Genomic DNA, 26,053 nt, shown 5'->3' on the forward strand with positions numbered 1-26,053 from the left:
GGCTCAGGGCAGTTCCGGAAGGTCCTCCGGGTACAGGAGGGTCAGGTCGTCGGTGGTCGGGTCGGGGAGCTGGGCGACGCGGCTCGCGTGCCGTTCGACCATGGCCTCGAAGGTCTGGCGGGCGGTGCGGCCGTTGCCGAACGCGGGGCCCTTCGGGAGGGTGGTGAAGTAGGCGAGCAGGGCCTCGGCGGTGCCGGGCGCGAGACGGTACTCGTGCTCGTCGGCCTGCTGTTCCACGATCCGCAGCAGCTCCTCCGGACCGTAGTCGCCGAACGTGATGGTGCGGGAGAAACGGGAGGCCACGCCGGGGTTGACGGACAGGAAGCGCTCCATCTCCGCCGTGTACCCGGCGACGATCACCACCACCGCGTCCCGCTGGTCCTCCATCAGCTTCACCAGCGTGTCGATGGCCTCCTTGCCGAAGTCACGCCCGGCGTCCTCCGGCGACAGTGCGTACGCCTCGTCGATGAACAGCACCCCGCCGTGCGCCCGCTGGAACGCCTCCTGGGTGCGGATCGCGGTGGAGCCGATGTGCTCGCCGACCAGATCGACGCGGGACACCTCGACCAGATGACCCTTCTCCAGCACACCGAGGGAGGCGAGGATCTCGCCGTACAGCCGGGCGACCGTCGTCTTGCCGGTGCCGGGGGAGCCGGTGAAGACCAGGTGCCGCTTGACGGAGGCCGCCTTGAGCCCCGCCCGCTGCCGCCGCCGGCCCACCTCGATCATGTCGGTCAGCGCCCGCACCTCGCGCTTGACGCTCTCCAGGCCCACCAGCGCGTCGAGTTCACCGAGCACGTCCTTCGACGTACGCGGCGGCTCCACCGGCTGCGGCGCGGTGGCCGGCGGCTCCGGCTCGGTGCTGCGCTGGCCGGGGATCGAGCCGAGCAACCCGGTGGAGTGCGACACCGTCTGCACGGCCGTCTCCCGCGGCGCCGGGGGCCGCAGGCTGCCGCTCTCGTCGCTGGTGCAGTCCTCCACGACCGGACCCGAGCCGGACCCGGCGTCGGGGCCGCCCTCGGCGAACTCGTAACCCCCGCGCGCACAGCGCTCGGTGCGGCACTTGCGCAGCGTGGTGCGGCAGCCGTCGATCACATGGAAGCCGTACCCCCCGCTCCCGCTGACCCGGCAGTTCAGGAAGCTGCCCCGGCCGCCTGCGGAGACGTAGAAACCGGCCTCGGCGGGGGAGTCGACGGTGCAGCGCTCGATCGTCGGATCGGCGCCCTTGGTGACGATCACCCCGGTCTGGGTGCCGTCCACGGTGCAGTTGTTCAGGGTGCCGCCGCTGCCGTGGTCCCGGAACCAGGCGCCGGTCGCCGCGTCCCTGATCCGGCAGTCGTCCAGCTGCGCGGTCGCGCCGTCGCTCACCGACACGGCCGTGTTGCGCACCTGGGACAGGTCGCTGTCCACCACGTCCGCGCGGGAACCGCGGTCCAGCACGAACAGCGCGTCCGGCACGTCGTGCACCCGGCAGGAGTCCAGCACCGCGGTGGCGCCGTCGCTCACCCACACCGCCGGATAGTCACCGGTGCTGTCGAAGATCTCGCACTGGTTGGCGTCCACGCGGGTGCCGGGGTCCCACACCGACAGCCCGTTGCGCCCGAACTGCCGGACGGTGGTCCGGGTCAGCGTGAGCACCGAACGCGAGCGCAGGTCCACCGCGTTCTCCGGGATGTCGTGGAGCCGGCAGTCCTCCAGCGTGAGCACCGCGTCCGTGTCCAGGGTGACGCCGTCGGCGGTGGTGCGATGCACATCGCAGTCGGTCAGCTGCGCGGTGGCCCGCTGGGTGACCTGGACGCCGGAGCCGCGGACCTCGTAGATCTCGCAACCGACCGCCTCCAGCGAGGAGTTCTCGCCGGTCACGGTGAGCCCGGTGCCCGAGGCGTGGTGCACCCGGCAGCGCTCCAGTCGCGGATGGCCGCCGCCGCGCACCGCCACGCCCGCCTGTCCGGCCGCCACGATCTCGCACTCCTCGAACACCCCGCCGCCGCCGTCGAGTACGGCGATGCCGATGCCGGCCGGGTTGTCCACGGTCACCCGGCGCACGGTCGGCCGGGCCGCGCCGCGCACCTCCACGCCGACGGCCGAGCGGGTCACGATCCGCACGTCCATCAGCTCGGGCGTGCCCTCCTCGACCAGCAGCGCGGGCGCCGCCGCGTCCTGGCCCTCCACATGCAGGTCCTGCACCACGGCCGAGGCCCGTACGGTCAGCGGCACCCCGTCCACCGGCACGATCCGCACCGAGCCGGGGGAGCCGTCCGGTCCGCGCAGCGTCACCGCCCGCTGGATCACGAGGTTCTCCCGGTAGGTGCCGGGGGCGACGGTGAGGACATCGCCGTCGGCGGCGGCCTCCAGGGCGGCGGCGAGCGATGCGTACTCACCCGTGCGGCGCCGCCACCGCGAGGTGCCGGTGTGCGTCACCTGGACCGTGCCCTGTGCCATGGCGTTGCTCTGCCCCCACCTCGTCGTACTGATGGCCGCTGATGGCCGACGCCCCGTCCGGGCGGCGCTGCCGGTGCCGGGTCCGTGAGCGTGCCCGGCCGCCGGGCCTGCCCGTTCGCGTCCCCGCCTGCCCGCGAGTCCCGATGTGCGCCCGCCTGCGGGTTGTCGCCGAAAGCGCTTCGGCCGGTCCACCGTAGCGTGTGCGTCCGGGGTGGGTTGACCACAGGCCGCCCCCGGTCAGCTGCCGGTGCCCGCCTTGCCCCAGTCCGGGCCGGCCCGGTCCCATGCCTGGTCCCAGCGGGCGTACCGGCGGCGGACCATGCGCCAGACGGTGAGCCGCCGGGCGGCCTCGATCAGGGCGGCGGCCAGCAGGGCGGCGCCGAATCCGGCCAGGACGGCGTGGGCCGTCGCCGTGACGGTGTCCAGCGGGCGGGTCGTTATTCGGCCCTGCGGATCCGTCCACAGCCCGAAGTGGTCGCCAGAGTGCGGGGACTTGAGATCGGCGAGGACCGGGCCGTGGTGCGCGGTGCCGTCCGGCGCGGACCAGTCGGCGACGACACGGCTGCGGGTCTCGTGCACGCCGGTGCTGTCGGGGTCGCTCTCGGGTGCCCGGCCCAGCGGTCGCACCACGGTGGCGGTGACCAGGTGGTGGGTGTGCTGCTCCGTCCGCGCGGCACGCTGGAGCGAGTCCCCGGTGACGAAGCCGACCAGCGCGCCGGTCAGGGGCGCCACCACGGTGATCAGGACCAGAGCCGTCAGAGCCACCCACGCCTCGGCCAGATCGGTCGCGCGGCACAGCGGATTGCGTCTCCAGCGCCACAGACCCGTGACTGCCCGCATCTCCCCACCCCCCACGTCCCCCGCGGCCGGTCGCGACCGCGACGTCTCACGCATTTCTCATGTCACCCCAACGACCGGCGACGCCACCAGGGTTCCCCGATCGCGAAAGCCGACCCCCGGACCACCGACCCTGGAGCCACCGGCTGCCGGCTACCGGCTCACGCTCCGCTCCAGCACCCGCACCGGGTCGCCGACCCGCACGGTGCCTCGGGTGAGCGGCACGACGTACTGCCCGAAGACGAGACTGCCGCCGAAGCGGCGATGCCGGGCCAGTGTGTACAGCGGCTCCCGGCCGCGCGCGGTGGTTGCCTGGTCCGTGGTGGTCACCACGCAGCGCCCGCAGGTGCGCGCCACGCGGAAGACGACCTCGCCGATGGAGACGCGGGCCCATGCGTCCTCCGCCCATGCCTCGGTCCCGGACACCACGACGCTGGGCCGGAACCGGTTCATGGGCAGCGGCCCCTCCTCGGTGTGACGGCCCCTGGCTATCAGGGAGTTGAGGGCGTCGAGCGAGGCTGACGCGGTGACGAGCACGGGGTAGCCGTCGGCGAAGCTGACCGTCTCGCCCGGCAGCGCGTAGTCCGGGTCGACGGGGCGGCGGGTGGCCGGGTCGTCCAGGTGGACCAGACGCACGTCCTGGTCGAGGTAGGCGCTGCACCAGGCGTGCGCGGCGGCGGTGGCCGGCACCGCCTCCACCTTCTGCCCGAAGATGTTCACCGGCACGGTGCCCTCGGGCTCCGGCACCTCGACGGTGATCGCCGCCCGGCCGGCCGCCGACAGACGCAGACCGCCGCCGGCCAGGGGCTCGGCGGCGGCGAGGGCGAGACGCGGCTGCTCCCGCTGGGTGACGACCTTCCCCCCGGCGTCGATCAGCGCCCAGCGGCGGTCTCCGGCCAGCCCCCAGGGCTCCACCGCGGCCGCGTCGGCCGCCACGCCCTGGAACGCCTTGACCGGGTAGAGGTGGATCGACTGCACTTCGGCGATGTCCATACCGCCATCGTGCCAGGTGCCACCGACAGCGGGGGCGCTTCGATCAGTATCCCCGCTGCTGGGGATGGTTGTACGGGTCCTGGTACGGCGCCTGCACGGGGCGCGGTGCGGCCGGCCGCATCGCCTCGTAGCCGGTGCCGGGCGCCATCGGGCGCTGCTGCTGCGGGGCCTGCGGGCCGGGATAGCCGCGCGGGGCGCTCGCCTGCTGCGGGATGTACGCCGTGGGCGCCTGCTGGAACGGGGCGGGCTGCTGCTGCTGGGGATAGCCGTAGCCGGGGGCCGGGGGCTGCGCGGAGGGCGCGGCCGGGAGTGCGGGGAGGGCCGACGGCAGGGCGGGCAGGCTGCTGCCCATGTCGTAGGCGGCGGGGACCCGGATCGGGGCGATCTGCGGGGTTCCCCGCTCGGCCACGAGGGAGTCGTAGATCGGAGTGTCCCGGAAGGAGGCGGAGTAATAGCCGCCGCCATAGGTGGAGCGGGGGGAGGTCATGGCACATAAGTTAAGCCCACGATGTGCTGGTTGGGGAGACCGATAAGAGGGTTGTTTTCCGTGTCGGTGGTGACCGGGGATCCTCAATACGAGCGAAGTTGTCGAAAAAGGGCAGCGGTTCACGTATAGATCATGTAAGGAACAGGTTTCCGGGCGGGGTTACCGGCGGTCGACCAGCGATCTTCACGGGTCTTCGCGTGCGCGGCCCATGGGAGTCCGGCGGCGCCGGGCATAGATTGGGCATGCGTGGATGAACCGGACGCCGCGGGCACGCGGGCGGGAAGGCGAGGGGGTCGACATGTCAATGCCGAAGGGATCGAACACACCGGTTCCGGCCACCGCGCTGCGGGTCGAACTGGGCCGGCGCCAGGGGCCCGGAGTGCCCGACGCGGACGCCTCCGCGCTGCTGCTCGCCGCCGGAAAGGTCCGCTTTGACGCGGACTTCGTCTTCTGCGACCGTCCCGCCCACCCCTCGGGGGCCGTGCGGCACGAGGGCAAGCGGACCGAGGGCGCGCTCGTCGTCGACACCCTGTCCGTCGATCTCGCGCGCGTGGAGGGCGCGGTCGAGCGGATCGTCCTCGCCGCCTCGGTGCACGGCGGCACGTTCGGGCAGGTCCCGGACCTGTACATCGAGGTGACCGACCCCGCGACCGGGCGGCTCGTCGCCCGCTTCGACAGCCCCGGCGCGAGTGTCGAGACCGCCTTCCTGCTCGGCGAGTTCTACCGCCGTCAGGGCGGCTGGAAGTTCCGCGCCGTCGGCCAGGGCTACGACAGCGGACTGGCGGGCCTCGCCGCGGAGTTCGGCATCACCGTGGAGGAGCCGCCACCCGCGCCCGCGCCGGTGCCGCCGGCGTACGTACCGCACTCCACGCCGACCCCTCCGGCGGACGCTCCGGCCCCCGGCCGGCCCCGCCTGACCGCCGCGCCACCGCCCCCCGCACCGGCCGCGCCGCCCGTCCGCCTCGCCAAGATCACCCTCACCAGGACCGCTCCCTCCGTCTCGCTGGCGAAGCAGGGCGGCACCTCGGGCGTCATGCGGGTGAACCTCAACTGGCGGACGCGCGAACAGTTTTCGGGTTGGGGCGCCCGCTGGGGCGGCGGTGGTCCCGGAAACCTCGACCTCGACCTGTGCGCCCTGTACGAACTCGCGGACGGCCGCAGAGGGGTCGTCCAGGCGCTCGGCAACTCCTTCGGCTCGCTGCACCGGCCGCCGTACATCCAGCTCGACGGCGACGACCGCACCGGCGCGGTGGCGAGCGGCGAGAACCTCACCGTCAACCTGGACCACCTGGCGGAGCTGCGCCGCGTCCTCGTCTTCGTGACCGTCTACGAGGGCGCGTCGTCCTTCGCCGGACTGCACGCCACCGTCACCCTCCAGCCGCAGTACGGCGCCCCCGTCGACTTCTCGCTGGACGAGTGCACGGTCCCCTCCACCGTGTGCGCGCTCGCGCTGCTCACCAACACGGGCGGCGATCTCGTCGTCCGGCGCGAGGCCCGCTACCTCGTGCCGGAGCGCGGGGTGAGCCCGCAGCGGACCATCGACCGCGCCTACGGCTGGGGCATGAACTGGACGCCGGGCCGCAAGTGACTCAGCCCTCGTCGGGCACCGCGCCGGGACGGGCGTACGTACGGCCCTTCCAGGCGGCCCCGCGCCCCCGGTAGTGCTGCACGGCCGAGTCCACGGTCATCAGCAGGTAGAGGAACGCGGTGTACGGCAGCAAGGGGGCCAGCCATGGCGGCTGCCGGTAGTACCGCAGCATCGGCAGGTAGGTGCCCGCCATCACCGCCCACGCCAGCGCCCCGGCGGCGGTCACCGGCGCGCTGCCCGCCGCCGCGCCCGCGACCACGGCCACCGGCGGCACCAGATACACCAGCGCGAGCCCGGCCACCGTGCCGAGCAGCACCAGCGGGTTGTGCCGCAGCTGGGCGTAGGCGCTGCGCGAGACCATCCGCCACAGGTCGTGCAGCCGCGGGTACGGCCGGACGCTGTCCACCCGGTCGGCCAGGCCCAGCCAGACCCGGCCGCCCGCGCCCTTGACCGCGCGGGCGAGGGCGACGTCGTCGATGACCGCGTGCCGGATGGCGTCCGGGATCCGCGCCTTCCCGGCCATGTCGGCGCGCAGCAGGACGCAGCCGCCCGCCGCGGCCGCCGTGCGCGAACCCTCGCGGCCGATCCGGCGGAAGGGGTACAGCTGCGCGAAGAAGTACACGAACGCCGGGACCACCAGCCGCTCCCAGCGGCTCTCCACCCGCAGCCGCGCCATCTGCGAGACCACGTCGAAGCCGCCGCCCCCGGCCGCCGCGACCAGTTCCCGCAGGCTGTCCGGGGCGTGCGCGATGTCCGCGTCCGTCAGCAGCAGGTACTCCGGCTCGCGCGCGCGGGCCAGCGAGATGCCGTGCCGCACCGCCCACAGCTTGCCGGTCCAGCCCGCGGGCGGCTCGCCCGGCGAACCCACCGTGAGCGGCAGCCCGCCGTGCCGCGCGGACAGCGCGCGGGCCAGCTCCCCGGTGCCGTCCGTGCTGCCGTCGTCCACCAGGAAGACCTCGGCCCGCCCCGGATAGTCCTGCGCGAGCAGCGACGGCAGGCTCGCGGGCAGCACGGCGGCCTCGTCGCGGGCCGGTACGACCACGCAGACCGACGGCCACACCTCCGGTTCCCGGCGGCGCGGCAACCGGACGTCGGTGCGCCAGAAGAAGCCCTGGCACAGCAGCAGCCAGCACCAGGCGGCCAGCGAGACGACGGTGATCCACAGGAAGGCGCTCACGGGCGCAGTCTGCCCCACCCGAGCCGTTCACATGAGCGGATCGTCTATCGTGGCCGGGTGAAGATCGCGCTCATGGACTCCGGAATCGGCTTGCTCGCGGCCACCGCCGCGGTACGGCGCCTGCGGCCCGACGCGGATCTCGTCCTCTCCCTGGACCCCGACGGCATGCCCTGGGGGCCGCGCACCCCCGAGGACCTCACCCGGCGCGCGCTCGACGTCGCCGAGGCCGCCGCGGCCCACCGGCCCGACGCGCTGATCGTCGGCTGCAACACGGCCAGTGTGCACGCCCTGCCCGCGCTGCGCGCCCGCCTGGAGCCCGGCGTCCCGGTGATCGGCACCGTCCCGGCGATCAAGCCGGCCGCGGCCGGCGGCGGGCCCTTCGCGATCTGGGCGACCCCCGCCACCACCGGCAGCGCCTACCAGCGCGGACTCATCGCGGACTTCGCGGACGGCGTGCCGGTGACCGAGGTGCCGTGCTGGGGTCTCGCCGAGGCCATCGAACACGCGGACGAGGCGGCGATCGAGGCGGCCGTCACCGCGGCGGCCGCGCTCACGCCGGCCGAGGTGACGACCGTCGTCCTGGGCTGCACCCATTACGAGCTGGTCGCCGAGCGCATCCGCGCCGCCGTGCAGCGCCCCGGCGCGGCCCCGCTGGTCCTGCACGGCTCCGCGGGCGCGGTGGCCGCCCAGGCACTGCGCCGCCTGGGTGAGCCGCCCGCCTCCGACGCGCCCGCGGACGGCACCCTCACCGTGCTGCTCAGCGGCCGGGAGGGCGAGCTGCCGGCGGCGGCGCTGCACTACGCCGAGGGGCGGCTGCTGCCCGCGGTGGGACCCTTCGCCGACCGCACCTGACCCGCGCCTTTCCGCCGGCCAGGGCCGCGCGGGGGGTGGACGCGGCCCGAGAGGCGGTACTCGCACGGGGATTCCTGAGTAACCTCGTACTCATGAGGGACCAGCCCCGTACCGAGGACGATTTCACCCCCGAGGTCTGGACCGGACGCGCCACCAACCGGGTGCAGTGGCTGCTGGCCCTGGCCGGGGCGGCCTGCCTGGCCCTGGGGATCAAGCTGGCCGTGGACTCCGCGTGGACGTCCGGGATCACCGCCCTGGCGATGTCCGTGGTCGGCTGCATCGCGGCCGGACTGCTGGTCATCTTCGGCACCCTCGCCTTCGTCCACGTCGACCTCAGGCTCGACCGGGAGTGCGTCGAAGTGCGCTGCGGCCACGCGGGACTGCCGCGCCGGCGCATCCCGCTCTCCCATGTCGCGGGCGCCGACTTCACCGCCCTGGTGACCCCCCGGCAATGGGGCGGCTGGGGCTACCGCTGGCGCCCGGAGAAGGGCACCGCGGTCGTCGTCCGACGGGGCGAGGGCATCGTGCTCAGCCTCTGGGACGGACACACCTTCACCGTCACCGTCGACAACGCGGAATCCGCGGTCCGGGTGATCAGGGCACGGCTGCGGTCGATCACACCGGGGACGGCGGCCTGATCCGAACGTGGGGCCCTGGAGGTTCCGGATCGGCCCCCGGCAGCGAGCCCGCGCGTGCAAGCGAGGTCTCCGCGGCGGGGCCCGGCGAGGCGGCGGGCGGCCGCTGACCGCGGCTGTCGATGCCGAGGTCAGCGGCCGTACACTCACCCGCGTGACCGTCACCGCAACTTCCGTGGACCAGCCGGACCAGCTCCGGCCGTCCCCCGCGCCCGGTGCGCTGCGCCGCCGGCTGCCGCGCCTGGTCCCGGCCGTCGCCTCCGCCCTGTGCGGAGTGCTGCTCTACGTCAGCTTCCCGCCGCGGCCCCTGTGGTGGCTGGCGCTGCCCGCGTTCGCCGGGTTCGGGTGGGTGCTGCGGGGGCGCCGCTGGAAGGCGGCGCTCGGGCTCGGCTATCTCTTCGGGCTCGGTTTCCTGCTGCCCCTGCTGGTGTGGACCGGCGTGGAGGTCGGCCGCCTGCCCTGGCTCGCCCTGGTCGCGGTGGAGGCCGTCTTCATCGCCCTGGTCGGCGTGGGCGTCGCCGCGGTCTCCCGGCTGCCCGGCTGGCCGGTGTGGGCCGCGGCGGTCTGGATCACCGGCGAGGCCGTACGGGCGCGCGTGCCCTTCGGGGGCTTCCCCTGGGGGAAGATCGCGTTCGGCCAGGCGGACGGCGTCTTCCTGCCGCTCGCCGCGGTCGGCGGCACCCCCGTGCTGGGCTTCGCGGTCGTCCTGTGCGGCTTCGGCCTGTACGAGGCGGCCCGGCTGATCGCCGAGCGGCGCCGCTCGCGCACCGTGCGCCGCGCCGCGGCCGCCGCCGCGCTGCTCAGCGTGGCCGTGCCGGTGGCCGGCGCCCTCGCCGCGCGCGGCCTGGTCAGCGACAAGGCCGAGGACGGCACCAGGACGGTCGCCGTGATCCAGGGCAATGTGCCGCGCGAGGGCCTGGAGTTCAGCGCCCAGCGCCGCGCCGTGCTCGACCGCCATGTGAAGGAGACCCTCAAGCTCGCCGCCGACGTCGAGGCGGGCAAGGTCCCCAAACCCGACCTCGTGCTCTGGCCGGAGAACTCCTCCGACCTGGACCCCTTCAACGACCCTGACGCCGCCGCCGTCATCGACGAGGCCTCGCAGGCGATCGGCGTGCCCATCTCGGTGGGCGCCGTCGTCGACCGGGACGGCAAGCAGCTCAACGAGCAGGTCCTGTGGGACCCGGCCAAGGGCCCGACACAGACGTACGACAAACGGCAGATCCAGCCGTTCGGCGAGTACATGCCGCTGCGCGGGCTCGTGGGGGCCATCAACAAGAACTGGACCACCATGCTCCGCCAGGACTTCAGCCGGGGCACCAAGCCGGGCGTGTTCGACATGGACGGCGCCAAGGTCGGGCTCGCCACCTGCTATGAGGCCGCCTTCGACTGGGACGTGCGGGACACCGTCACACACGGCGCCGAGATGATCTCCGTGCCCAGCAACAACGCGACCTTCGACCGCAGCGAGATGACCTACCAGCAGCTCGCCATGTCCCGGATCCGCGCCGTCGAGCACAGCCGCACCGTGACCGTCCCGGTGACCAGCGGCGTCAGCGCGATCATCATGCCGGACGGGAAGATCACCCAGAAGACCGGCATGTTCGTGCCCGCCTACCTGGAGCAGAAGGTGCCGCTGCGCACCTCCACCACGCCCGCGACCGAGCTGGGCATCCTGCCGGAGATGGCGCTCGTGCTCGTCGCCGCGGGCGGCATCGGGTGGGCCGTCGGCTCCGGACTGCGGGCGCGGCGCACCACCGAGGCGTAGGCGCCGTACCCAGCTGGTCGACGTACCCGGTCGCCGTACCCACCGGACCGGCCGCCGAAGCCGCTCCGGACCCGCGCCGGGGCGGGGGAGCGGCCGGTTAGGGTCGGTCCCATGGCTACACCTGACTTCATCCGCGCCCTGCGTGCCTCGGCCGGCCACCAGCTGCTCTGGCTGCCCGGAGTGACGGCCATCGTCTTCGACGACGAGGACAGGGTGCTGCTCGGCCGCCGCACCGACACCCGGAAATGGTCGGTGATCGGCGGCATCCCGGAGCCGGGAGAGCAGCCCGCGGACTGCGCGGTACGGGAGGTCTTCGAGGAGACGGCGGTACGGTGCCGACCCGAGCGGATCGTCCTGGTCCAGGCGCTCCGGCCGGTCACGTACGGCAACGGGGACGTGTGCCAGTACATGGACATCACCTTCCGCTGCCGGGCGGTGGGCGGCGAGGCGCGGGTCAACGACGACGAGTCGCTGGAGGTCGGCTGGTTCGCCGTGGACGCGCTGCCCGACCTGAACGAGTTCGCGCTCACCCGGATCAAGCAGGCCCTGACCGAGGAGCCCACCTGGTTCGAGCCGGCCACGCTCGGCTGAGACCGGACTCGGCCGGGGCCCCTCCCCGACGCCGGCCGCCTTCGTTAGGGTCGGCCCATGACCTCCCCCATCCAGCCCCTCGCCCTCGATCTGGCCGGCCGCACCGCCCTCGTCACCGGTGCCGCGAGCGGTATCGGCCGCGCCTGCGCCCTGCGTCTCGCGGCCGCCGGGGCGCGGGTCAGAGCCGTCGACCGCGACGAGGCGGGGCTCGCCGCGCTCGCCGAGGAGGCGCGGCGGTCCCCGGACCTCGCGGGCACCGTCGTCCCGCATCCGCTCGACCTGACCGACCTGGACGCGGCCGAGGCGGCGGCCGCCGGCACCGATGTGCTGGTCAACAACGCGGGGCTGCAACTGGTGCGCCCCATCGAGGAGTTCCCGCCGGACGTCTTCCACACGGTGCTGACCGTGATGCTGGAGGCGCCCTTCCGCCTGGTGCGCGGCGCGCTGCCGCACATGTACGCGCGGGGCTGGGGCCGGATCGTCAACGTCTCCTCGGTGCACGGGCTGCGCGCCTCGGCGTTCAAGTCCGCGTACGTCGCCGCCAAGCACGGGCTGGAGGGACTGTCCAAGACGGCCGCGCTGGAGGGCGCCGCGCACGGCGTCACCTCCAACTGCGTGAACCCGGCCTACGTCCGCACCCCCCTGGTGGAGAAGCAGATCGCCGACCAGGCGAAGGCCCACGGCATCCCCGAGGAGCGGGTGCTGTCCGAAGTGCTCCTGAAGGACAGCGCGTTGCGCCGGCTGATCGAACCGGAGGAGGTCGCCGAGGCCGTGGCCTATCTGTGCAGCCCCCAGGCGTCCTTCGTCACCGGTACGTCCCTGGTCCTGGACGGCGGCTGGACGGCCCACTGAGGGCGCTCACGCACCGGTCAGCTCACGCCCGGTGACGACCTCGGACGCGATCCGCACGAGCATGTCGTCGCGGACCGGCATCCAGGAGTCCGGGCGGCCGGGGAGGTCCCGGCCTTCGGTGCCGGGCAGCAGCACGGCGCGGCCGGTGACGACCACGCTCCAGCCGGAGCGGGTCGCCGCGTCGAACTCGTCCGCCTCGAAGGCGACCACGGCACCGTCGACGGCGCGTGCCAGGTCCGAGCCGGCGGAGGTGCGCAGCAGCACGGAGGAGTCCGCGTCGAGGCAGAAGTTGACGGGGAGGACCGCGGGGAGCGCCTGCCTGGTGTACACGACCCGGCCGACCGGCACTCCTGCCAGCAGGCGCAGGCAGGCCTCCCGGTCGAGCGCGAGAATGCCGTCGTTGTGTTGCACCAGGCCATCGTCCCCGTGCGGGCCCGGCTGGGATAGGGCCGGTCGGCCCTCGTCGGGACCACGGGTCGGCCACGCGGATCTGGCGGTCGAAGCCGAACGGCTCGTCGTGGGCGCCGGTTGCCGTTCGGCACGCGCCCCGGTGACGAGCAAGACGGGCGTTCACAGCTTCAGCGTGAACCAGGTCGTCTTGCCCTCGTCGGTGGGCCGTACCCCCAGCCGTCCGCGAGGGTGCGGACCAGGAACAGGCCTCGTGGGAGTGCCCGGCACCGGCCGACGACGCGCTCCTGCTGCTGTCGGAGACCTGTGTCCGGCGCAGGAAGGCCCGGCCCTCGGGGACCGAGGAGGGGGCGGCGGGCAGTTCGGTGGTGAGTTCGCCGACCCGCGCCTCGATGTCGCTGCCCGGTGTCTCGATCAGCCCGTCGGTGTACAGCACGAGCGTGGCGCCCGGCGCGATGTCGAACGCCGCACGACTGAGGCCGACGGACCGGAACTGCGGCCCATCGGATCGGCGCTCCCGAACCGGACAACGTCCCCTGCCTGTAGGTCAGTTGACGACCGTGCCCGCGTGAGCCCTGTACGCGCCCCCGCGCACGCGAGCAGACTGCGGTCCCCCGAGGAAGGCAGGTCGGTCACCATGCTGTTGCGGCTGCCCACGTCCGTGTCCGAAGCCCAGGCGTGCCTGGCCGAGGGCGCCGTCCCGGTCGGCGGGGCGACCCTGGTGTGGGCCACCTGGCAGCGTGAGGGGTTCCCCGAACTGGCCATGTCGCTGAGGCGGTTGCCGCAGGCCAATGTCATCGGGCCCGAGACGCTGGGCGCCGCCGTGCTGCTCGGGCAGATCGACGGCCGGGTGCCGGACGTGCTGCGCCTCGCGGCGGCCACGGTCGGCACCGGGGCGGTGCGCCGCACGGCGACGGTCGGCGGCAACCTCGTGGGCAGCACACTGCGCTGCCTCCTCCCGGCCGCGCTGGTCCTCGACGCACGGGCCACGGTGCTGGAGTCCGACGGCCCCCGCGAGACCGACCTGGCCGAAGTCGTCGCCAAACGGCCCCTGTTGCTCAGCCTGCGCTGGCGCGCCCCGCTCGCCTGCGCCTACCGCAAACTCCCGGCCGACGCGGGCGGCCCGCCACCCCTCGTGGTGGCCTCCGCCCTGTACGCCCGCGACAGCGCGGGGCATGGCATCCGGGTCGCCGTACGGGACGGCTACGAGGTGCTCGCCGGCACCGCCGTGCGCAGCGCCGACCCCGAGGAGACCCTCCGGTCCCTGCGCGCGACCGCCCTCGGCGATCTGCCCGCCGCCGCGTGGGCGGTCGTACGACCGCAGGTGCTGGACCTGCCGGCGCACGGACGGTGATCAGGCCCGGCAGGTGTCGACCACGCTCGTGATCCATACACCTAGGGCCCCAGCGGCAGCACCCGCGCGATGAGGAGGGCCACGTCGTCGTGGCCCGCCGGGTGGCGCAGTTCCCGCAGCAGCCGGTCGCAGGTGTCCTCCGGGGAGGGGGACGGCACGGAGAGCAGCCGGACCAGTTCGGCCAGACGGGCGTCGATCGGGTCGTCGCGGGTCTCCACCAGGCCGTCGGTGTACAGGACCAGTTGGTCACCGGGGCGCAGCCCGAGCGTGCTGGACTCGAAGGACACCGCGCCGACGCCCAGTGGGGTGCCGGTCGGCAGGTCGAGGAGGCGCGGAGGCCCGTCGAACGGGATCAGGACCGGCGGCAGATGCCCGGCGGAGGCCGCCTCCAGGCGGCCGAGGCGCGGATCGTGCACGGCGTAGACGCAGGTGGCGATGTAGGGGTCGAGGCCGAGGGTGATCCGGTCGAGATGGGTGAGCACCCGCGCCGGACCGAGATCGAGATCGGCCAGCGTGGAGGTGGCGGTGCGCAACCGGCCCATGGTGGCCGCCGCCGCGATCCCGCTGCCCATGACGTCGCCCACTGCGAGGGCGGTGCGGTCGCCGTCCAGCGGGATGACGTCGTACCAGTCGCCGCCGACCTCGCCGGTCGCCTGCGCGGGCCGGTAGCGCGCGGCGATCTCCAGCCCCGGATGGTGAGGGGAGAGCCGGGGCAGCAGGCTGCGCTGAAGGGCCTCGGCGGTGCTGCGGGTGTGCTGGTGCAGGACCGCGTTGTCGATGCTCAGCGCGGCGCGCGAGGCGAGTTCGCAGGCCAGTTCCAGGTCGTCGGCGTCGAACGGCGCGGGGTTGCGGGCGCGGGCCAGGCCCATGACGCCGATGCACTGGCCGCGGGCGATCAGCGGGACCGCCATGTCGGTGTGCACTCCGGCGCGGGCGAGCAGCCGGGCGGCCTCGGGCCCGGCGGCGACCCGGCCCACGTCGCCCTTGTCCAGATGGCTGATCAGCACGGGCTTCCCGGTGCGCACACTCTGCGCCGCCGGGTGGCCGGCGTGGTACACGGTGAGCCGGCCGGGCGGCACCAGCGCCCCGGCCGCGTCGGTGGCGTAGGCCGTCTTCACCGCCAGTGCGCGGAACAGCGGCGGGCCGTCCCCCGGATCCGTACGGCCATTACGCAGCATGCCGTCCAGCAGGTCCACCGTGGCCATGTCGGCGAGGTCGGGCACCAGGACGTCGGCCAGCTCCCGCGCCGTGCGCTCCACCTCCAGGGTGGTGCCGATCCTGGCCGAGCCGCGGGCCATCAGCCGCAGTCGCCGCTGGGCCCGCTCCGCCTCCTGGGCCGCGCGGTGGCGGTCGGTCACCTCCACCGCCACCGTGGCGAGGCCCAGGGTGTGCCCCTGGTGGTCCTCCAGCCGGTACAGCGAGGTCATCCAGGCGTGGTCGTTGCCCGGATCGGCGGCGGTACGGCCCACCACCTGCTGGTTCACCACCGGGACGCCGGTCTCCAGGACCCGGCGCATGGACGCCTCGACCGCGTGGAACGCCGTGTCCGGGAACAGCTCGTCGTAGCGTCGGCCGAGGTGGTCGGCCGCGGGCAGGCCGTGCATGGCCGCGAGGGCGGGGTTGACGGCCACGTAACGCAGCTCGGTGTCGAGCACGGACAGCCCGATCGGGGCCTGGGTGACCAGCCGGGCGGACAGGGCGGTGCCGCGCTCCACCTGGCGCAGGGTGGAGCGGTCGGTGGCCAGCCCCAGCGCGTAGTGATCACCGAGGTGGTCGGTCAGCCGCATGTTGCGGAACTCGACGATCTTCGTGCTGCCGTCCTTGCGGCGCACCGGGAACGCCCCCGCCCAGCCCTGGCCGGTCTCCATCACGTCGGCGAACAGCCGGATCGCCGCGTCCCGGTCCTCGGGGCGCAGCAGCAGGAGCGCCGCGTACTGCCCGACGGCCTCCTCGCGGTCGTAGCCGAACAGCTTCTCGGCCTGGGGACTCCACATGTCGATCCGGCCGTCGGCCTCCAGGAGCACGGCGGCCACGCCCAGGAGATCGAACAGGCTGGTCGGCTCGGACGCGGGGTCGTTCTCGGGTTCGGCGGTGCTGTCCGCGCGGGGCTCCGCCGGGGCCGTCGCGGACCGATCCGGGTCCGGGTGCCGCGTCCCTCCGCACATCCGACTCGCTCCTTCCGCCGGCCCGCCGGGCCGGCCCCGCACGGGTGAGACCGGGGCGGCCCTCACCTCACGCCTACCCCATGGACGGCTGATCCGCAGCTGTCCGGACGGGTCAGTCGGGTCGGTGCGGGGAACCGCCCCGGTGCACGCCCGGATCATCGGTCGGCTCACGGTCCGGGCCCGCGGGTTCCCCCGCACCGCCTCCGCTTTCGTCCCCGTCCGGCCCGGCTTCCCCGCCCCCGCGCGCGATCCTGGACAGATCGGCCATGAGGGAGTCCAGCCAGGACACGGTGGCGTAGTACAGCCGGGGCGCACCCGGCGGCTCCGCGTCGGCGCCCGCGAGGGAGCGCGCGAGGCGGGGCACCGGGGCCGCCGGGGTGTCGCCGCCGGGATCCAGGGCCGCCGAGATCAGGAGCATGCGCCCGGCGACCCGGTCCCCGAGGCTGCTGACCGTGGCCGCGGCCGGGCCGAGACCGGCGCGCGGCGGTTCCAGCAGCCGCTCCGAGCCCCACAGGGTGTGGTGCGCGGCCATCAGCGCCGCCTGCCAGTCCACCGCGGGCGGACCGGACACGCGCCCCCGGCCGCCGAACGGCGTCGCCTCGCTCTGGAACTGCCCGTACGCCGACTCCGCCAGGATCACGGCCCGCTGGAGCGAACGGTGTCCGGGCATCCCCGCCGGGACGGCCGCCCGCCCCTCCAGGGCCACCGAGGCACTGGTCGCCACCACGATCTCGGCCGCCCTGCGCAGCAGCTCCGCCCCCGCGTGCCGCAGTTCGTCATGGGCGCCGCGGGGCCAGGCCAGCAGCCCGAACACCGCGCCGATCGCGCTGCCGACCAGCACATCGAGCAGTCGTACCTCCGCCAGCCGCCAGGTCGGCGGCGCGAGCTGGGCGAAGACCAGGGCCACGAGCACCGTGAACAGGCCCTGCGCCCAGCCGACCCCCTTGACCGGCCCGACCGTGAAGGCGAACAGCATCCACAGCGGGAGGATGGCGGCGTAGACGACCGTGTGCGGGCCGACCAGGGCCAGCGTCCCGCCGGACAGCAGGGCGCCGGCCAGGGTTCCGGCGAGCGCGGCGCGGACGGTGCTCCAGGTCTCGTCCACGGTGGTGCGGGTGAGGGTCAGCGTGGCCAGCGTCGCCCAGAAGCCGTGCGGCAGTGTGTCCACGCCCGCCACGAGCCGCGCCGCCGTCAGCGCCAGGGCGATGCGCACGGCGTTCTGGAAGAACACCGAGCGCCGTCCGGCGTGCCCGCACACCCGGTGCCACCACAACCGCGGGGCGCGGGCGGTGGCGTACCAGAAGCGCTCCGGCGGCCCCATCACCGTGGCCCGCCGGCCGTGCACCGCCAGATCGGCTGCCGCCCCCATCGCCAGCGCGGCATCGGCGACCTCCAGCACGGCCGCGTGCCGCCGCAGCACGTCCGGCGCCGGCGTCCCGGCTTCCCCCGCGGGCACCGCGGACCGGGCGGACAGGACGGAGCGGACCGCGGCCAGCTCCTGGTAGGCGGCCAGCGGCGAGGAGCCGTCGCGGAGGCAGTCCGCACCGGCGGTGGCCAGCCGCGCGACCGCGTCGAGTACGGCGGTCACGGTGGCGTCGGGCGGATCGCCGGGCGGGGTCCGGACATCCCCGTCCGGAACGACCGCCGGGCCGGACAGGGCGGACAGCCGGGGCAGCCTGCTGAGCAATGTCCGGGTCGCCAGACCGGTGTGGGACAGGGCCCGGTCCCGTACGCCCGGACCCGCCGGGCGGTCCGCCTCGGGCACGGTCAGGGAGCGCAGCCGGTGGCCGGCCCCGCGGGCGCCGCGGATGTCGTCCGGGGAGAGGGTGTACGGCGGGGCGGCGAGCAGGGCGGCGCAGCGGGCCGCGACGGCGGCGGCGTGCGCGGCGCGTTCCCGGTACGGCGGCGGGGCGGGCTCGGGGAAGATCAGGGCCTCGGCGAGGACGAGCAGGGCCATGCCGGTGGTGGTGCCGAGCAGCCGGTCGTCGAGCTGACCGGGATCGTAGGGCGGGAACGACGGAAGGATGTAGAGGAGTTGCAGACCCGGCGCCGCGCCGGCCGGGCGCGGTCCGCCGATGGCGGAGAAGGCCAGCGCGAAGCCGACGACCAGCATCCCGGCGACGGCGCTCCAGGTCCGCACCGACAGATACGTCCCGACGGCGACCAGCAGCCAGCCCACCGGGATCAGCCGCAGCACCACCACGGCGCGCTGCCGCCCGGTGCCCGGAATCCTGGCCAGCCCGCCCAGCGCCACCGTGGCGAACAGGGCGTAGGTGGCGGCGACGGGGCGGTCCAGGCCGTAGCGGAAGAAGTAGAAGCCGGCCGAGGCGACCAGCGCCACCTGGAGCGCCCGGCGCGCCGGGGCGGCGTACGGCGCCGGGATCCGGCCGGCGGGAACACCAGACATCCCACCAGGCTCACCCATCATCGCGCGCCCGGCACCTGCGGACAGGCACCGGGCGCGCGATCGGGGCGACGATCAGCCGAGGGCGAGATCGTCGGCGTACACGTTGCCCTGGCCGTACCACCCGTGGACGTACACGGTCACGGTGCCGCTGCTGCCGGTCGTGAAGGCGACCTTCAGCTGGTTCCAGCTCGAACTGTTCGACCAGGTGCTGGCGGTGGCGCCGCCGCTGACGCCGAGGTAGGCGTAGGGGCCCTGGACCCAGCCGGTGAGCGTGTAGCTGTGGTTGGGGGAGAGGGTCACGGTCTGGTCGCACTCGCCGGTGCCGCCGGAGTCGGGAGTGACCTGGAGGGCGTGGCTGCCGGAGTGCACCGGGGTGGAGACCAGCGTGCTGGCGCCGGTGCAGGTCCAGGGGCCGAGGGAACCGGTCTCGAACCCGGCGTTGGTCAGCGAGCCCCCGCCGCCCCCGCCGCCGCTGCTCGTGACGGTGAGCGTGTAGGTCGCGCTGTGGGTGCCGCCGGTGCCCGTGCCGGTGACCGTGATCGGGTAGGTGCCCGCGGCCACGGACGAGCCGACCGCCGCCGTCAGGGTCGAGGCGCTGCCGGAGGTCACCGAGGCCGGGCTGAAGGAGACGGTGACGCCGGAGGGCGCGCCGGAGGCACTGAGGGCCACGGACTCGGCGCTGCCCGAGGTGGTGGCCGTGGCGACGCTCGCGGTCGCGGAACCGCCCTGTGCGACCGAGGCGGAACCGGGGGAGAGGGACAGCGAGAAGTCGCTGCTCGTACCACCGCCCCCGCCACCACCGCCCGAACTGCCCTCGTACGGCACGAACGCGTCCGTGAACGCCAGACTGCTCTGGCCGATCTCGCTGCACGTGGGCAGGGAGTTGGCGCTTCCGCTGCACGGCTGGTCCCGGTTGACGGACCAGAAGGCGAGCCGCCCCACACCGTTCTGCGCGGCGAAGTTCTCGACGGTCTGGGCGTCGGCCAGGGTGAACGTGGAGCCGTCGTCGTTCTTGCCGATCATCGGGGTGATACCGAGATCGGCGTAGCCGTACCCGGAGTCGACGGACTGCATCTGCGCCAGCGTGGCCTTCGCGGCGTCGATCGCGCCCTGGCCCATCTCGGTGCCCGTGCCGGCGTAGTAGTCCATGGTCATGATGTTGACCACGTCGATCTTCACGCCCGCGTTCTTGGCAGCCTTGAGGATGTTGACGCCGTCATTGGTCAGCCCGCTCGTCAGTACCGGCAGGGTGACGGAGAACCGGAGGTTCGGGTTGGCCGCCTTCAGGTCCTTCATGGCCTGCATCTGGCGGGCCGCGGCGGCGGTGTCCGCGATGGCGGCGCCCTCGATGTCGAAGTCCAGCTGGGTGACGCCGTAGTCGTCGATGAGGGCCTGGTACCCGGCGTCGATGCTGCTCTGGGTGGTGCAGGTCCAGGCGAGCGGCAGACCGCTGGCGCCGCCCGAGGAGATGATCACGGAGGCGCCCTCGGACTTGGCCTTCGCGATCTCGGGGTCGGTGTAGGAGTCGTTGCCGATGGGAAGTGTGTCGCCCCAGACCTGGTTGCAGCCCTCGCCGAGGACGAAGGCGGCGGTGTAGGCCTTTAGGTGGTGCCCGGTGATCGCCGTGTCGAGCAGGCCCTCCTGGCCGTTCGACATGTCGACGTAGGGCGCGACGGAGTAGACACTGCTTCCCGCGGCATCGCTCGTCGCCGCGGTGTGCGCCGCCGCGCTGCTCGCGGGGGCGACGGCGACGGCCGCGCCGGTGGCCGCGAGCGCGAACGCGCAGGCGGAGGCGGCGAGTCCGCCCAGTCTTGCCAGGTGCATGACAGTATGCCCCTCTCGGGGATGCCCTCAGGGCGTGGGGTGGTGGGGTGGTGGTGCCGTGCACGGCGGGGGTGTTGGTACATACCAAACCGCCGCCGACGCACCCCGTCAAGAGGACTAGACCAACTTCGATCCTGTGAACCGGGCGGCTGGCGGCCGGAGTTGGCCCGCGCGGCGCCGCCGGCTCCGCGGACCGTGGCGCCGGACGCCCGAGCCCCCCGCGCCGGAAACCCGACGCCGGAAGCGGCCGGAAATCGGCCCCGGAGAACCGTTATCCGAGCCGCCTCGAACCGTCTCCCAGTCGTCGGGAACAATCGTTCGGCGTCGAGGACGGGAAACATCTGATGAGCACACGGCACACGGACGCGGCGGAGACGGCGGCTCTGGTGATCGCGGCCCGCCAGGGCGACGCGGCGGCCCAGGACGCTCTGGTCAGCGCCTACCTTCCGCTGGTCTACAACATCGTGGGGCGGGCGCTGAACGGCTCGGTGGACGTCGACGACGTGGTGCAGGAGACCATGCTGCGCGCCCTCGACGGACTCGGCGGGCTGCGCGCCCCCGAGCGCTTCCGCTCCTGGCTCGTCGCGATCGCGATGAACCAGGTCCGCGACCACTGGCAGGACCGGCAGTCCGCGCCCGCCGCCGTGGAGGAGGCATACGATCTGGCCGACCCCGGCGCCGACTTCGTGGACCTGACGGTGGTGCAGCTGCAACTGTCGGGCCAGCGCCAGGAGACCGCGCACGCCACACGCTGGCTGGAGCCCGACGACCGGGGGCTGCTCTCGCTGTGGTGGCTGGAGTGCGCGGGCGAGCTGACCCGTGCCGAGGTCGCCGCCGCCCTGGAGCTGACGCCGGAGCACACCGCGGTCCGGGTGCAGCGGATGAAGGCCCAGCTGGAGGCGGCGCGGGTGGTGGTACGGGCGCTCGACGCCCGGCCGCGCTGCGAGGAGCTGCGGGGCGTGCTGGCCGCCTGGGACGGCAAGCCCTCGGCGCTGTGGCGCAAGCGCATCGCCCGGCACGCCCGCGGCTGTTCGCGCTGCTCCGGGCTGTGGAGCGGGCTGATGCCCGCGGAGGGGCTGCTGGCCGGCCTCGCGCTGGTCGCCGCGGCGCCCGCGCTGTACGCCGCGCTGCGCTGCGCCCCCGGCGGGATGGCACCGGTCGCGGCGGCGACCCCGTACGACGCCCCGGCCGGGCCCGGCGGCTCGGGTCCCGGTGCGGGTTCGGGCTCCCTCACAGGCTCCGGGACCGGACGACGGGCCGCGCGGGGTCGCTCGGGCGGGCGCGGTGACGGACGCGACGGCACACGCAGCGCGTCCCGCCGGCGCCGGCGCATGCGGCGCCGGGTCGTCGGGGGCGTCGTCGTGGCCTGTGTCGCGGGCGGCGGCCTCTGGTACTTCGGCATGGACTCCGGGCCCGGCGCCGGCAAGCAGGCCGCCGACCGGAACACGAACGCCTCCGTGGCCGACCTCTCCGCGCCGAGCGCCGTACCCACCCCGGCGTCGCCCTCGCCGTCCCCGTCGAAGTCCGCGCGGCCGAAGAAGCCGGAGAAGAAGGCGACCAAGCGTCCGAGTCCGAGTCCGACGCGGAAGAGTACGCCGACGCCCCGCCCGTCCACCCCGCCGGCCCCGGTGCGCACCACCGCGCCGGCGCCGGCCGGTGACACCGTCAGCCAGGTGGTCGCGCTCGTCAACCAGGAGCGCGCAGCCGCCGGTTGCTCCCCGCTGACCGAGGACCCGCAGCTCCAGCAGGCGGCGCAGGCGCACTCCGACGACATGGCCGCGCGGCACTTCTTCGACCACGTCAACCCGGACGGCGCCGACCCCGGTCAGCGCATCACCGCCGCGGGGTACCGGTGGTCCACCTACGGCGAGAACATAGCCATGGGCCAGCAGAGCCCGGCCTCGGTGATGGACGCGTGGATGAACAGTCCCGGCCACCGGGCCAACATCCTCAACTGCGCCTTCAAGAACATCGGCGTCGGCGTGCACAAGGGCACGGGCGGCCCCTGGTGGACCCAGGACTTCGGCACGAAGATGTGACCCGGCCCGCACGACGCCCCCTGGGCGCGGACTGGTGGACACCGCGCCGCCTCGACCCGCCGTTGCCCGCGTGCCCGCGACCGCACCGCCCGTGACCAGGCCGGTGGCCCTTCGCCGTTCGCACGCGGGCGGTATTACGCTGGATGACCGTGCCCCCGGCACGTCAACAGGGGTGCGGGGCCGGACGAACCAGGGAGCGACCGATGACAGCGGGAACCGAGCGAGCCGTACTTGCGGGCGGTTGTTTCTGGGGCATGCAGGGTCTGATCCGCAAGCAGCCCGGCGTGGTCTCCACCCGCGTCGGCTACAGCGGCGGCGACACCCCGAACGCCACCTACCGCGACCACGGCGACCACGCCGAGGCCATCGAGATCCTGTACGACCCCGCGGTGACCAGCTACCGCGACATCCTGGAGTTCTTCTTCCAGATCCACGACCCGACCACCCGCGACCGCCAGGGCAACGACGTCGGCCGCAGCTACCGCTCCGCGATCTTCTACGACGGCGAGGAGCAGCACCGCGTCGCCGCCGACACCATCGGGGACGTCGAGGCCAGCGGACTGTGGCCTGGCAAGGTGGTCACCGAGCTGGCGCCGGTCGGCGACTTCTGGGAGGCCGAGCCCGAGCACCAGGACTACCTGGAGCGCTACCCCGACGGCTACACCTGCCACTTCCCGCGGCCGAACTGGAAGCTGCCGCGCCGGGCCGCGTCCACCACCGACTGAGCCGCCCCGCGCCGGGCACCACCCGCTCGTGTGGCGCGTCGTCCCCCAGGGGAGATCCTGGGGGGAGGAGCGGAGCACGCTGTCCGCGACCCGACGACGATGGTGGTGACCACCATGGGCGTGCCGGACGAGACCGGAGCGGACCCTTACGGGCCCGCCGATCCCTGCGGGGATCCGTTCCTGCGGGCCAGGTTCGCGATCCCCGCCCTCCCGGTGACCTATCTGCGCCGCGACCGGCTGCTCGGACACCTGGACCTGGCCCCGCGCACCCCGCTGACCGTGGTAGGCGGGGCCGCCGGAGCGGGCAAGACGCTGCTGGTCGCCGACTGGGCCGCGACCCGCGGACCACGCGTCGCCTGGCTCACCGCCCAGATGGCCGACAAGGGCACCGGCACCTTCTGGGCCTACCTCCTCCAGGCGCTGCGACTGGCCGGGGTGAGCCTCTCCGCCGAGGTCGGCCTGCCCGCCGAGGCCGGCCGCGTGGACGAAGCGCTGCTCACCCGGCTCGCCGCCGAACTCGGCGCCCGCGCGCGACCGGTGACCGCGGTCATCGACGAGTACGACCGCGTCACCGACCCGGAGATCGCCGACCAGCTGGAGTTCGTGCTCCGGCACGCGCAGACCGGTATCCGCCTGGTCCTGGTCACCCGCACCGAACCGCTGCTGCCCCTGCACCGCTACCGGGCGGCCGGCGCGATCACCGAGATCCGCAACGACGAACTGGCCTTCACCCCCGAGGAGGCCGCCGGCCTGCTGGCCCTGCACGGCCTGCGGCTGCCGCCCGACGAGGTGGGCGCGCTGCTGGCCCGCACCCGCGGCTGGGCGGCGGGTCTGCGGCTCAGCGCGCTGGCCGCACAGGGGGAGCGCGACCCGAGGTCGTACCTGAGGGAGTTCGAGGCCGACCGCACCACCATCGGGGACTACCTGATCGCCGAGGTCCTCAAGCGGCAGCGCGCCGAGACCCAGGACCTGCTGCTGCGGATCAGCGTCCTCGACCGGTTCTGCCCCGCCCTCGCCGACGCGCTCACCGGGCGCGCCGACGCCGAACTGATCCTCACCGCGCTGCACCGCGAGAACGCCTTCGTGGAGGACCTCGGGCACTCCTGGTTCCGGCTCCATCCGCTGTTCCGGGAGATCCTGCGCGCCCATCTGCGGGCCCGGCTCCCCGGCCTGGAGACCGAGCTGCACCGCCGGGCGGCGGGCTGGCTGCGCCGCCACGGGCCGCTCGCCGAGACCCTGGAGCACGCCGCCGCCGCGGGCGACTGGACGGCCGCCGCCGGCGCCCTCGTCGGCGACCTCGCCCTCGGCGAACTGCTCGGCGGCCCGCGCGCCGGCCCCCTGGCCGCGATCTTCTCCGCCCTGGGGCCCGAGCCGCGGACCCCGGCCGCCGACCTCGTGCGCGCGGCCCGCGAGCTGTCCCTCGGCGACCTCGACCGGGGCCTGCCGCACCTGCGCCGGGCCGCGCGCGAGCTGGACCGGGCCCAGACCACACCAGGAGCGGCGGACACCCCGGAACAGCTCGCCGCCGCCCGCCTCGGCTGCACCCTCCTCGACGTCCTCGCCGCCCGGCTGGCCGGCTCCCCCTCGCGCGCCGAGGCAGCCGCCCGCCGCGCCGAGGAGCTGCGGCGGGAGGTGCCCGGCCGGCTGCTGGACCGGCACCCCGAACTGACCGCCCTGCTGCGCGCCCACCTCGGCGCCGCCCGCCTGTGGGCCGGCCGGTTCGCGCAGGCGCGGGCGGCCCTGACCGCGGTGGCCGACCCCGGCCCTACGACCCAGGCGGCACCGGCGTCCGCGGAGGAACCGGCGGTCACGGCGCCGGCCGCGGCGACCGCCCGCCTCCGCGCGGAGTGCCTCGCCCACCTCGCCCTGCTCGACCACCTCGACGGCCGCCCCGGCCGCGCCGAGCGCAAGGCCCTCGCCGCGCTCGCCGCCGATCCCGCGGACCCCTGCGCACCCTGCGGGGCCGGACCGGCCACCCTCGTGCTGGCCGCCGTCGCCACCGACCGCGACGAACTGGACCGAGCCGAGGCGCTGCTCGCCCCGCCGCCCGACCCGGCCGACGCCCGCCACCCGGTGCGCGACCCGGCGACCCGGTCGCTGCACGCCCTGGTCACCGCGCGTCTGCTGCTCGCCCGCGGCGACACCGAGGGCGCGCTGGAGGCGGCCGACCGGGCCGTCGTCGCCGAGGAGCCCTCCCCCTGGGCCGAGGCCCACGCGGCGCTGGTGGCCGCCGGTGCCCATCTCGCCGACGGGCGCCCCGAGCTGGCCGTCAAGCTGCTGGCGGAACTGCCCGGCGAGGACCCGCTGTGCCTGGCGGGCGCGGCACAGGCCGAACTGGCCGCGGACCGCCTCCCGTACGCCCGGTCCCTGCTCGACCGGATCCACCCGCAGCAGGCCACCGCCCCGCTGATCGCCGTACGGACGGCCCTGGTCAGGGCGCGGCTCGCCGGTGCCGAGGGCGACCGCGAGGCACGGCTCCGACTGGTGGCGCAGGCGCTGCGCGAAGCCCGGCGGGACCGGCTGCGGCGCCCCTTCAGGGAGGCGGGGCCCTGGTTGCGGCCGCTGCTCGCCACACCCTCGCTGCGCCCGCTCGCCGAGGGCTGGCTGCTGCCCGGCGCAGCCGGTCCGGACGGCACCACCTCCGAGACCGAACCGCCGCCCGTGATCGAGGAGTTGAGTGGCCGGGAACACGATGTGCTGGTCCGGCTCGCCGAGATGATGTCCACCGAGGAGATCGCCGCCGACCTCTACGTCTCCGTCAACACGGTCAAGACCCACCTCAAGAGCGCCTACCGCAAGCTGGGCGTGAACCGCCGCCACGACGCCGTGCACCGCGCCCGCGAACTCGGCCTGCTGTGACCGCCCGCGTCAGCCGCGAGCGGGCCCACATCACCTGCGACGGGTGAGGCCCG

General features: G+C 74.5%; 19 protein-coding genes. 10 read left to right on the forward strand and 9 right to left on the reverse strand.

Annotated features, from left to right (window positions below; all coding sequences use genetic code 11):
- Nucleotides 1–3: 3 nt before the first annotated feature.
- The 4 genes from ACZ7EC_RS10820 to ACZ7EC_RS10835 form a co-directional block, all read right to left on the reverse strand.
- Nucleotides 4–2,442, reverse strand: a complete 2,439-nt coding sequence (locus ACZ7EC_RS10820) for a right-handed parallel beta-helix repeat-containing protein (RefSeq protein WP_471060673.1) — start codon at nucleotides 2,440–2,442, stop codon at nucleotides 4–6.
- A 237-nt stretch (nucleotides 2,443–2,679) separates the two neighbouring features.
- A complete protein-coding gene (locus ACZ7EC_RS10825) occupies nucleotides 2,680–3,282 on the reverse strand; it encodes an Rv1733c family protein (protein WP_471060676.1) in 603 nt (200 codons plus the stop codon).
- Between the two features lie 150 nt (nucleotides 3,283–3,432).
- A complete protein-coding gene (locus ACZ7EC_RS10830) occupies nucleotides 3,433–4,272 on the reverse strand; it encodes an MOSC domain-containing protein (RefSeq protein WP_471060679.1) in 840 nt (279 codons plus the stop codon).
- Nucleotides 4,273–4,315: 43 nt separating this feature from the next.
- Nucleotides 4,316–4,759 (reverse strand): DUF6643 family protein, encoded by a 444-nt coding sequence (locus ACZ7EC_RS10835; RefSeq protein WP_471060682.1) that lies wholly within the window; start codon nucleotides 4,757–4,759, stop codon nucleotides 4,316–4,318.
- 304 nt (nucleotides 4,760–5,063) lie between these two features.
- Between ACZ7EC_RS10835 and ACZ7EC_RS10840 the strand changes: the two genes are divergently transcribed.
- A complete protein-coding gene (locus ACZ7EC_RS10840; RefSeq protein ID WP_471062015.1) occupies nucleotides 5,064–6,347 on the forward strand; it encodes a TerD family protein in 1,284 nt (427 codons plus the stop codon).
- Nucleotide 6,348: 1 nt separating this feature from the next.
- On the opposite strand, the gene ACZ7EC_RS10845 is transcribed toward ACZ7EC_RS10840, so the two are convergent.
- Nucleotides 6,349–7,542, reverse strand: a complete 1,194-nt coding sequence (locus tag ACZ7EC_RS10845) for a glycosyltransferase (RefSeq protein WP_471060684.1) — start codon at nucleotides 7,540–7,542, stop codon at nucleotides 6,349–6,351.
- Nucleotides 7,543–7,581: 39 nt separating this feature from the next.
- Between ACZ7EC_RS10845 and ACZ7EC_RS10850 the strand changes: the two genes are divergently transcribed.
- The 5 genes from ACZ7EC_RS10850 to ACZ7EC_RS10870 all read left to right on the forward strand — a co-directional run bounded on the left by ACZ7EC_RS10850 (nucleotide 7,582) and on the right by ACZ7EC_RS10870 (nucleotide 12,219).
- Entirely contained in the window at nucleotides 7,582–8,376 is a 795-nt protein-coding gene (locus ACZ7EC_RS10850; protein WP_471060687.1) for a glutamate racemase, read from the forward strand.
- A 92-nt stretch (nucleotides 8,377–8,468) separates the two neighbouring features.
- Nucleotides 8,469–9,014: a hypothetical protein gene (locus ACZ7EC_RS10855; protein WP_471060690.1), complete on the forward strand. Its 546-nt coding sequence runs from the start codon at nucleotides 8,469–8,471 to the stop codon at nucleotides 9,012–9,014.
- Nucleotides 9,015–9,165: 151 nt separating this feature from the next.
- Entirely contained in the window at nucleotides 9,166–10,776 is a 1,611-nt protein-coding gene (lnt, locus tag ACZ7EC_RS10860) for an apolipoprotein N-acyltransferase (RefSeq protein WP_471060693.1), read from the forward strand.
- Nucleotides 10,777–10,887: 111 nt separating this feature from the next.
- Nucleotides 10,888–11,367, forward strand: a complete 480-nt coding sequence (locus ACZ7EC_RS10865) for an NUDIX hydrolase (protein WP_471060696.1) — start codon at nucleotides 10,888–10,890, stop codon at nucleotides 11,365–11,367.
- 57 nt (nucleotides 11,368–11,424) lie between these two features.
- Nucleotides 11,425–12,219: a 3-hydroxybutyrate dehydrogenase gene (locus ACZ7EC_RS10870; protein ID WP_471060698.1), complete on the forward strand. Its 795-nt coding sequence runs from the start codon at nucleotides 11,425–11,427 to the stop codon at nucleotides 12,217–12,219.
- Nucleotides 12,220–12,225: 6 nt separating this feature from the next.
- Here the strand turns inward: ACZ7EC_RS10870 and ACZ7EC_RS10875 are convergent, their stop codons facing one another.
- Nucleotides 12,226–12,630 (reverse strand): pyridoxamine 5'-phosphate oxidase family protein, encoded by a 405-nt coding sequence (locus ACZ7EC_RS10875; RefSeq protein ID WP_471060701.1) that lies wholly within the window; start codon nucleotides 12,628–12,630, stop codon nucleotides 12,226–12,228.
- Nucleotides 12,631–13,264: 634 nt separating this feature from the next.
- On the opposite strand from ACZ7EC_RS10875, the gene ACZ7EC_RS10880 reads away from it, so the two are divergent.
- Nucleotides 13,265–13,981 carry an FAD binding domain-containing protein gene (locus ACZ7EC_RS10880; protein ID WP_471062017.1) on the forward strand — a complete coding sequence of 239 codons (717 nt, stop codon included), beginning with the start codon at nucleotides 13,265–13,267 and terminating at the stop codon, nucleotides 13,979–13,981.
- Between the two features lie 41 nt (nucleotides 13,982–14,022).
- Here the strand turns inward: ACZ7EC_RS10880 and ACZ7EC_RS10885 are convergent, their stop codons facing one another.
- From ACZ7EC_RS10885 to ACZ7EC_RS10895, 3 genes are all read right to left on the reverse strand, one after another.
- Complete coding sequence (locus ACZ7EC_RS10885; protein WP_471060704.1) at nucleotides 14,023–16,146, reverse strand: SpoIIE family protein phosphatase; 2,124 nt, start codon at nucleotides 16,144–16,146, stop codon at nucleotides 14,023–14,025.
- A 112-nt stretch (nucleotides 16,147–16,258) separates the two neighbouring features.
- Nucleotides 16,259–18,553, reverse strand: coding sequence for an FUSC family protein (locus ACZ7EC_RS10890; protein WP_471060707.1), 2,295 nt, complete (start codon nucleotides 18,551–18,553; stop codon nucleotides 16,259–16,261).
- A 72-nt stretch (nucleotides 18,554–18,625) separates the two neighbouring features.
- Nucleotides 18,626–20,377, reverse strand: a complete 1,752-nt coding sequence (locus ACZ7EC_RS10895; RefSeq protein ID WP_471060709.1) for a carbohydrate binding domain-containing protein — start codon at nucleotides 20,375–20,377, stop codon at nucleotides 18,626–18,628.
- Nucleotides 20,378–20,721: 344 nt separating this feature from the next.
- Between ACZ7EC_RS10895 and ACZ7EC_RS10900 the strand changes: the two genes are divergently transcribed.
- The 3 genes from ACZ7EC_RS10900 (at nucleotide 20,722) to ACZ7EC_RS10910 (ending at nucleotide 26,000) form a co-directional block, all read left to right on the forward strand.
- Complete coding sequence (locus ACZ7EC_RS10900) at nucleotides 20,722–22,416, forward strand: sigma-70 family RNA polymerase sigma factor (protein WP_471060712.1); 1,695 nt, start codon at nucleotides 20,722–20,724, stop codon at nucleotides 22,414–22,416.
- Between the two features lie 203 nt (nucleotides 22,417–22,619).
- Complete coding sequence (gene msrA / locus ACZ7EC_RS10905) at nucleotides 22,620–23,141, forward strand: peptide-methionine (S)-S-oxide reductase MsrA (RefSeq protein ID WP_471060715.1); 522 nt, start codon at nucleotides 22,620–22,622, stop codon at nucleotides 23,139–23,141.
- 99 nt (nucleotides 23,142–23,240) lie between these two features.
- Nucleotides 23,241–26,000 carry a winged helix-turn-helix domain-containing protein gene (locus tag ACZ7EC_RS10910; RefSeq protein ID WP_471060718.1) on the forward strand — a complete coding sequence of 920 codons (2,760 nt, stop codon included), beginning with the start codon at nucleotides 23,241–23,243 and terminating at the stop codon, nucleotides 25,998–26,000.
- Nucleotides 26,001–26,053 lie beyond the last annotated feature (53 nt).

It is taken from the genome of Streptomyces sp. NPDC037203 (assembly GCF_055605065.1).

Coding starts and splice junctions, on each gene's coding strand:
- ACZ7EC_RS10820 (WP_471060673.1), bottom strand. CDS start 2,442: ATGGCACAGGGCACGGTCCAGGTGACGCACACCGGCACCTCGCGGTGG.
- ACZ7EC_RS10825 (WP_471060676.1), bottom strand. CDS start 3,282: ATGCGGGCAGTCACGGGTCTGTGGCGCTGGAGACGCAATCCGCTGTGC.
- ACZ7EC_RS10830 (WP_471060679.1), bottom strand. CDS start 4,272: ATGGACATCGCCGAAGTGCAGTCGATCCACCTCTACCCGGTCAAGGCG.
- ACZ7EC_RS10835 (WP_471060682.1), bottom strand. CDS start 4,759: ATGACCTCCCCCCGCTCCACCTATGGCGGCGGCTATTACTCCGCCTCC.
- ACZ7EC_RS10840 (WP_471062015.1), top strand. CDS start 5,064: ATGCCGAAGGGATCGAACACACCGGTTCCGGCCACCGCGCTGCGGGTC.
- ACZ7EC_RS10855 (WP_471060690.1), top strand. CDS start 8,469: ATGAGGGACCAGCCCCGTACCGAGGACGATTTCACCCCCGAGGTCTGG.
- ACZ7EC_RS10865 (WP_471060696.1), top strand. CDS start 10,888: ATGGCTACACCTGACTTCATCCGCGCCCTGCGTGCCTCGGCCGGCCAC.
- ACZ7EC_RS10870 (WP_471060698.1), top strand. CDS start 11,425: ATGACCTCCCCCATCCAGCCCCTCGCCCTCGATCTGGCCGGCCGCACC.
- ACZ7EC_RS10880 (WP_471062017.1), top strand. CDS start 13,265: ATGCTGTTGCGGCTGCCCACGTCCGTGTCCGAAGCCCAGGCGTGCCTG.
- ACZ7EC_RS10885 (WP_471060704.1), bottom strand. CDS start 16,146: ATGTGCGGAGGGACGCGGCACCCGGACCCGGATCGGTCCGCGACGGCC.
- ACZ7EC_RS10890 (WP_471060707.1), bottom strand. CDS start 18,553: ATGTCTGGTGTTCCCGCCGGCCGGATCCCGGCGCCGTACGCCGCCCCG.
- ACZ7EC_RS10895 (WP_471060709.1), bottom strand. CDS start 20,377: ATGCACCTGGCAAGACTGGGCGGACTCGCCGCCTCCGCCTGCGCGTTC.
- ACZ7EC_RS10900 (WP_471060712.1), top strand. CDS start 20,722: ATGAGCACACGGCACACGGACGCGGCGGAGACGGCGGCTCTGGTGATC.
- msrA (WP_471060715.1), top strand. CDS start 22,620: ATGACAGCGGGAACCGAGCGAGCCGTACTTGCGGGCGGTTGTTTCTGG.
- ACZ7EC_RS10910 (WP_471060718.1), top strand. CDS start 23,241: ATGGTGGTGACCACCATGGGCGTGCCGGACGAGACCGGAGCGGACCCT.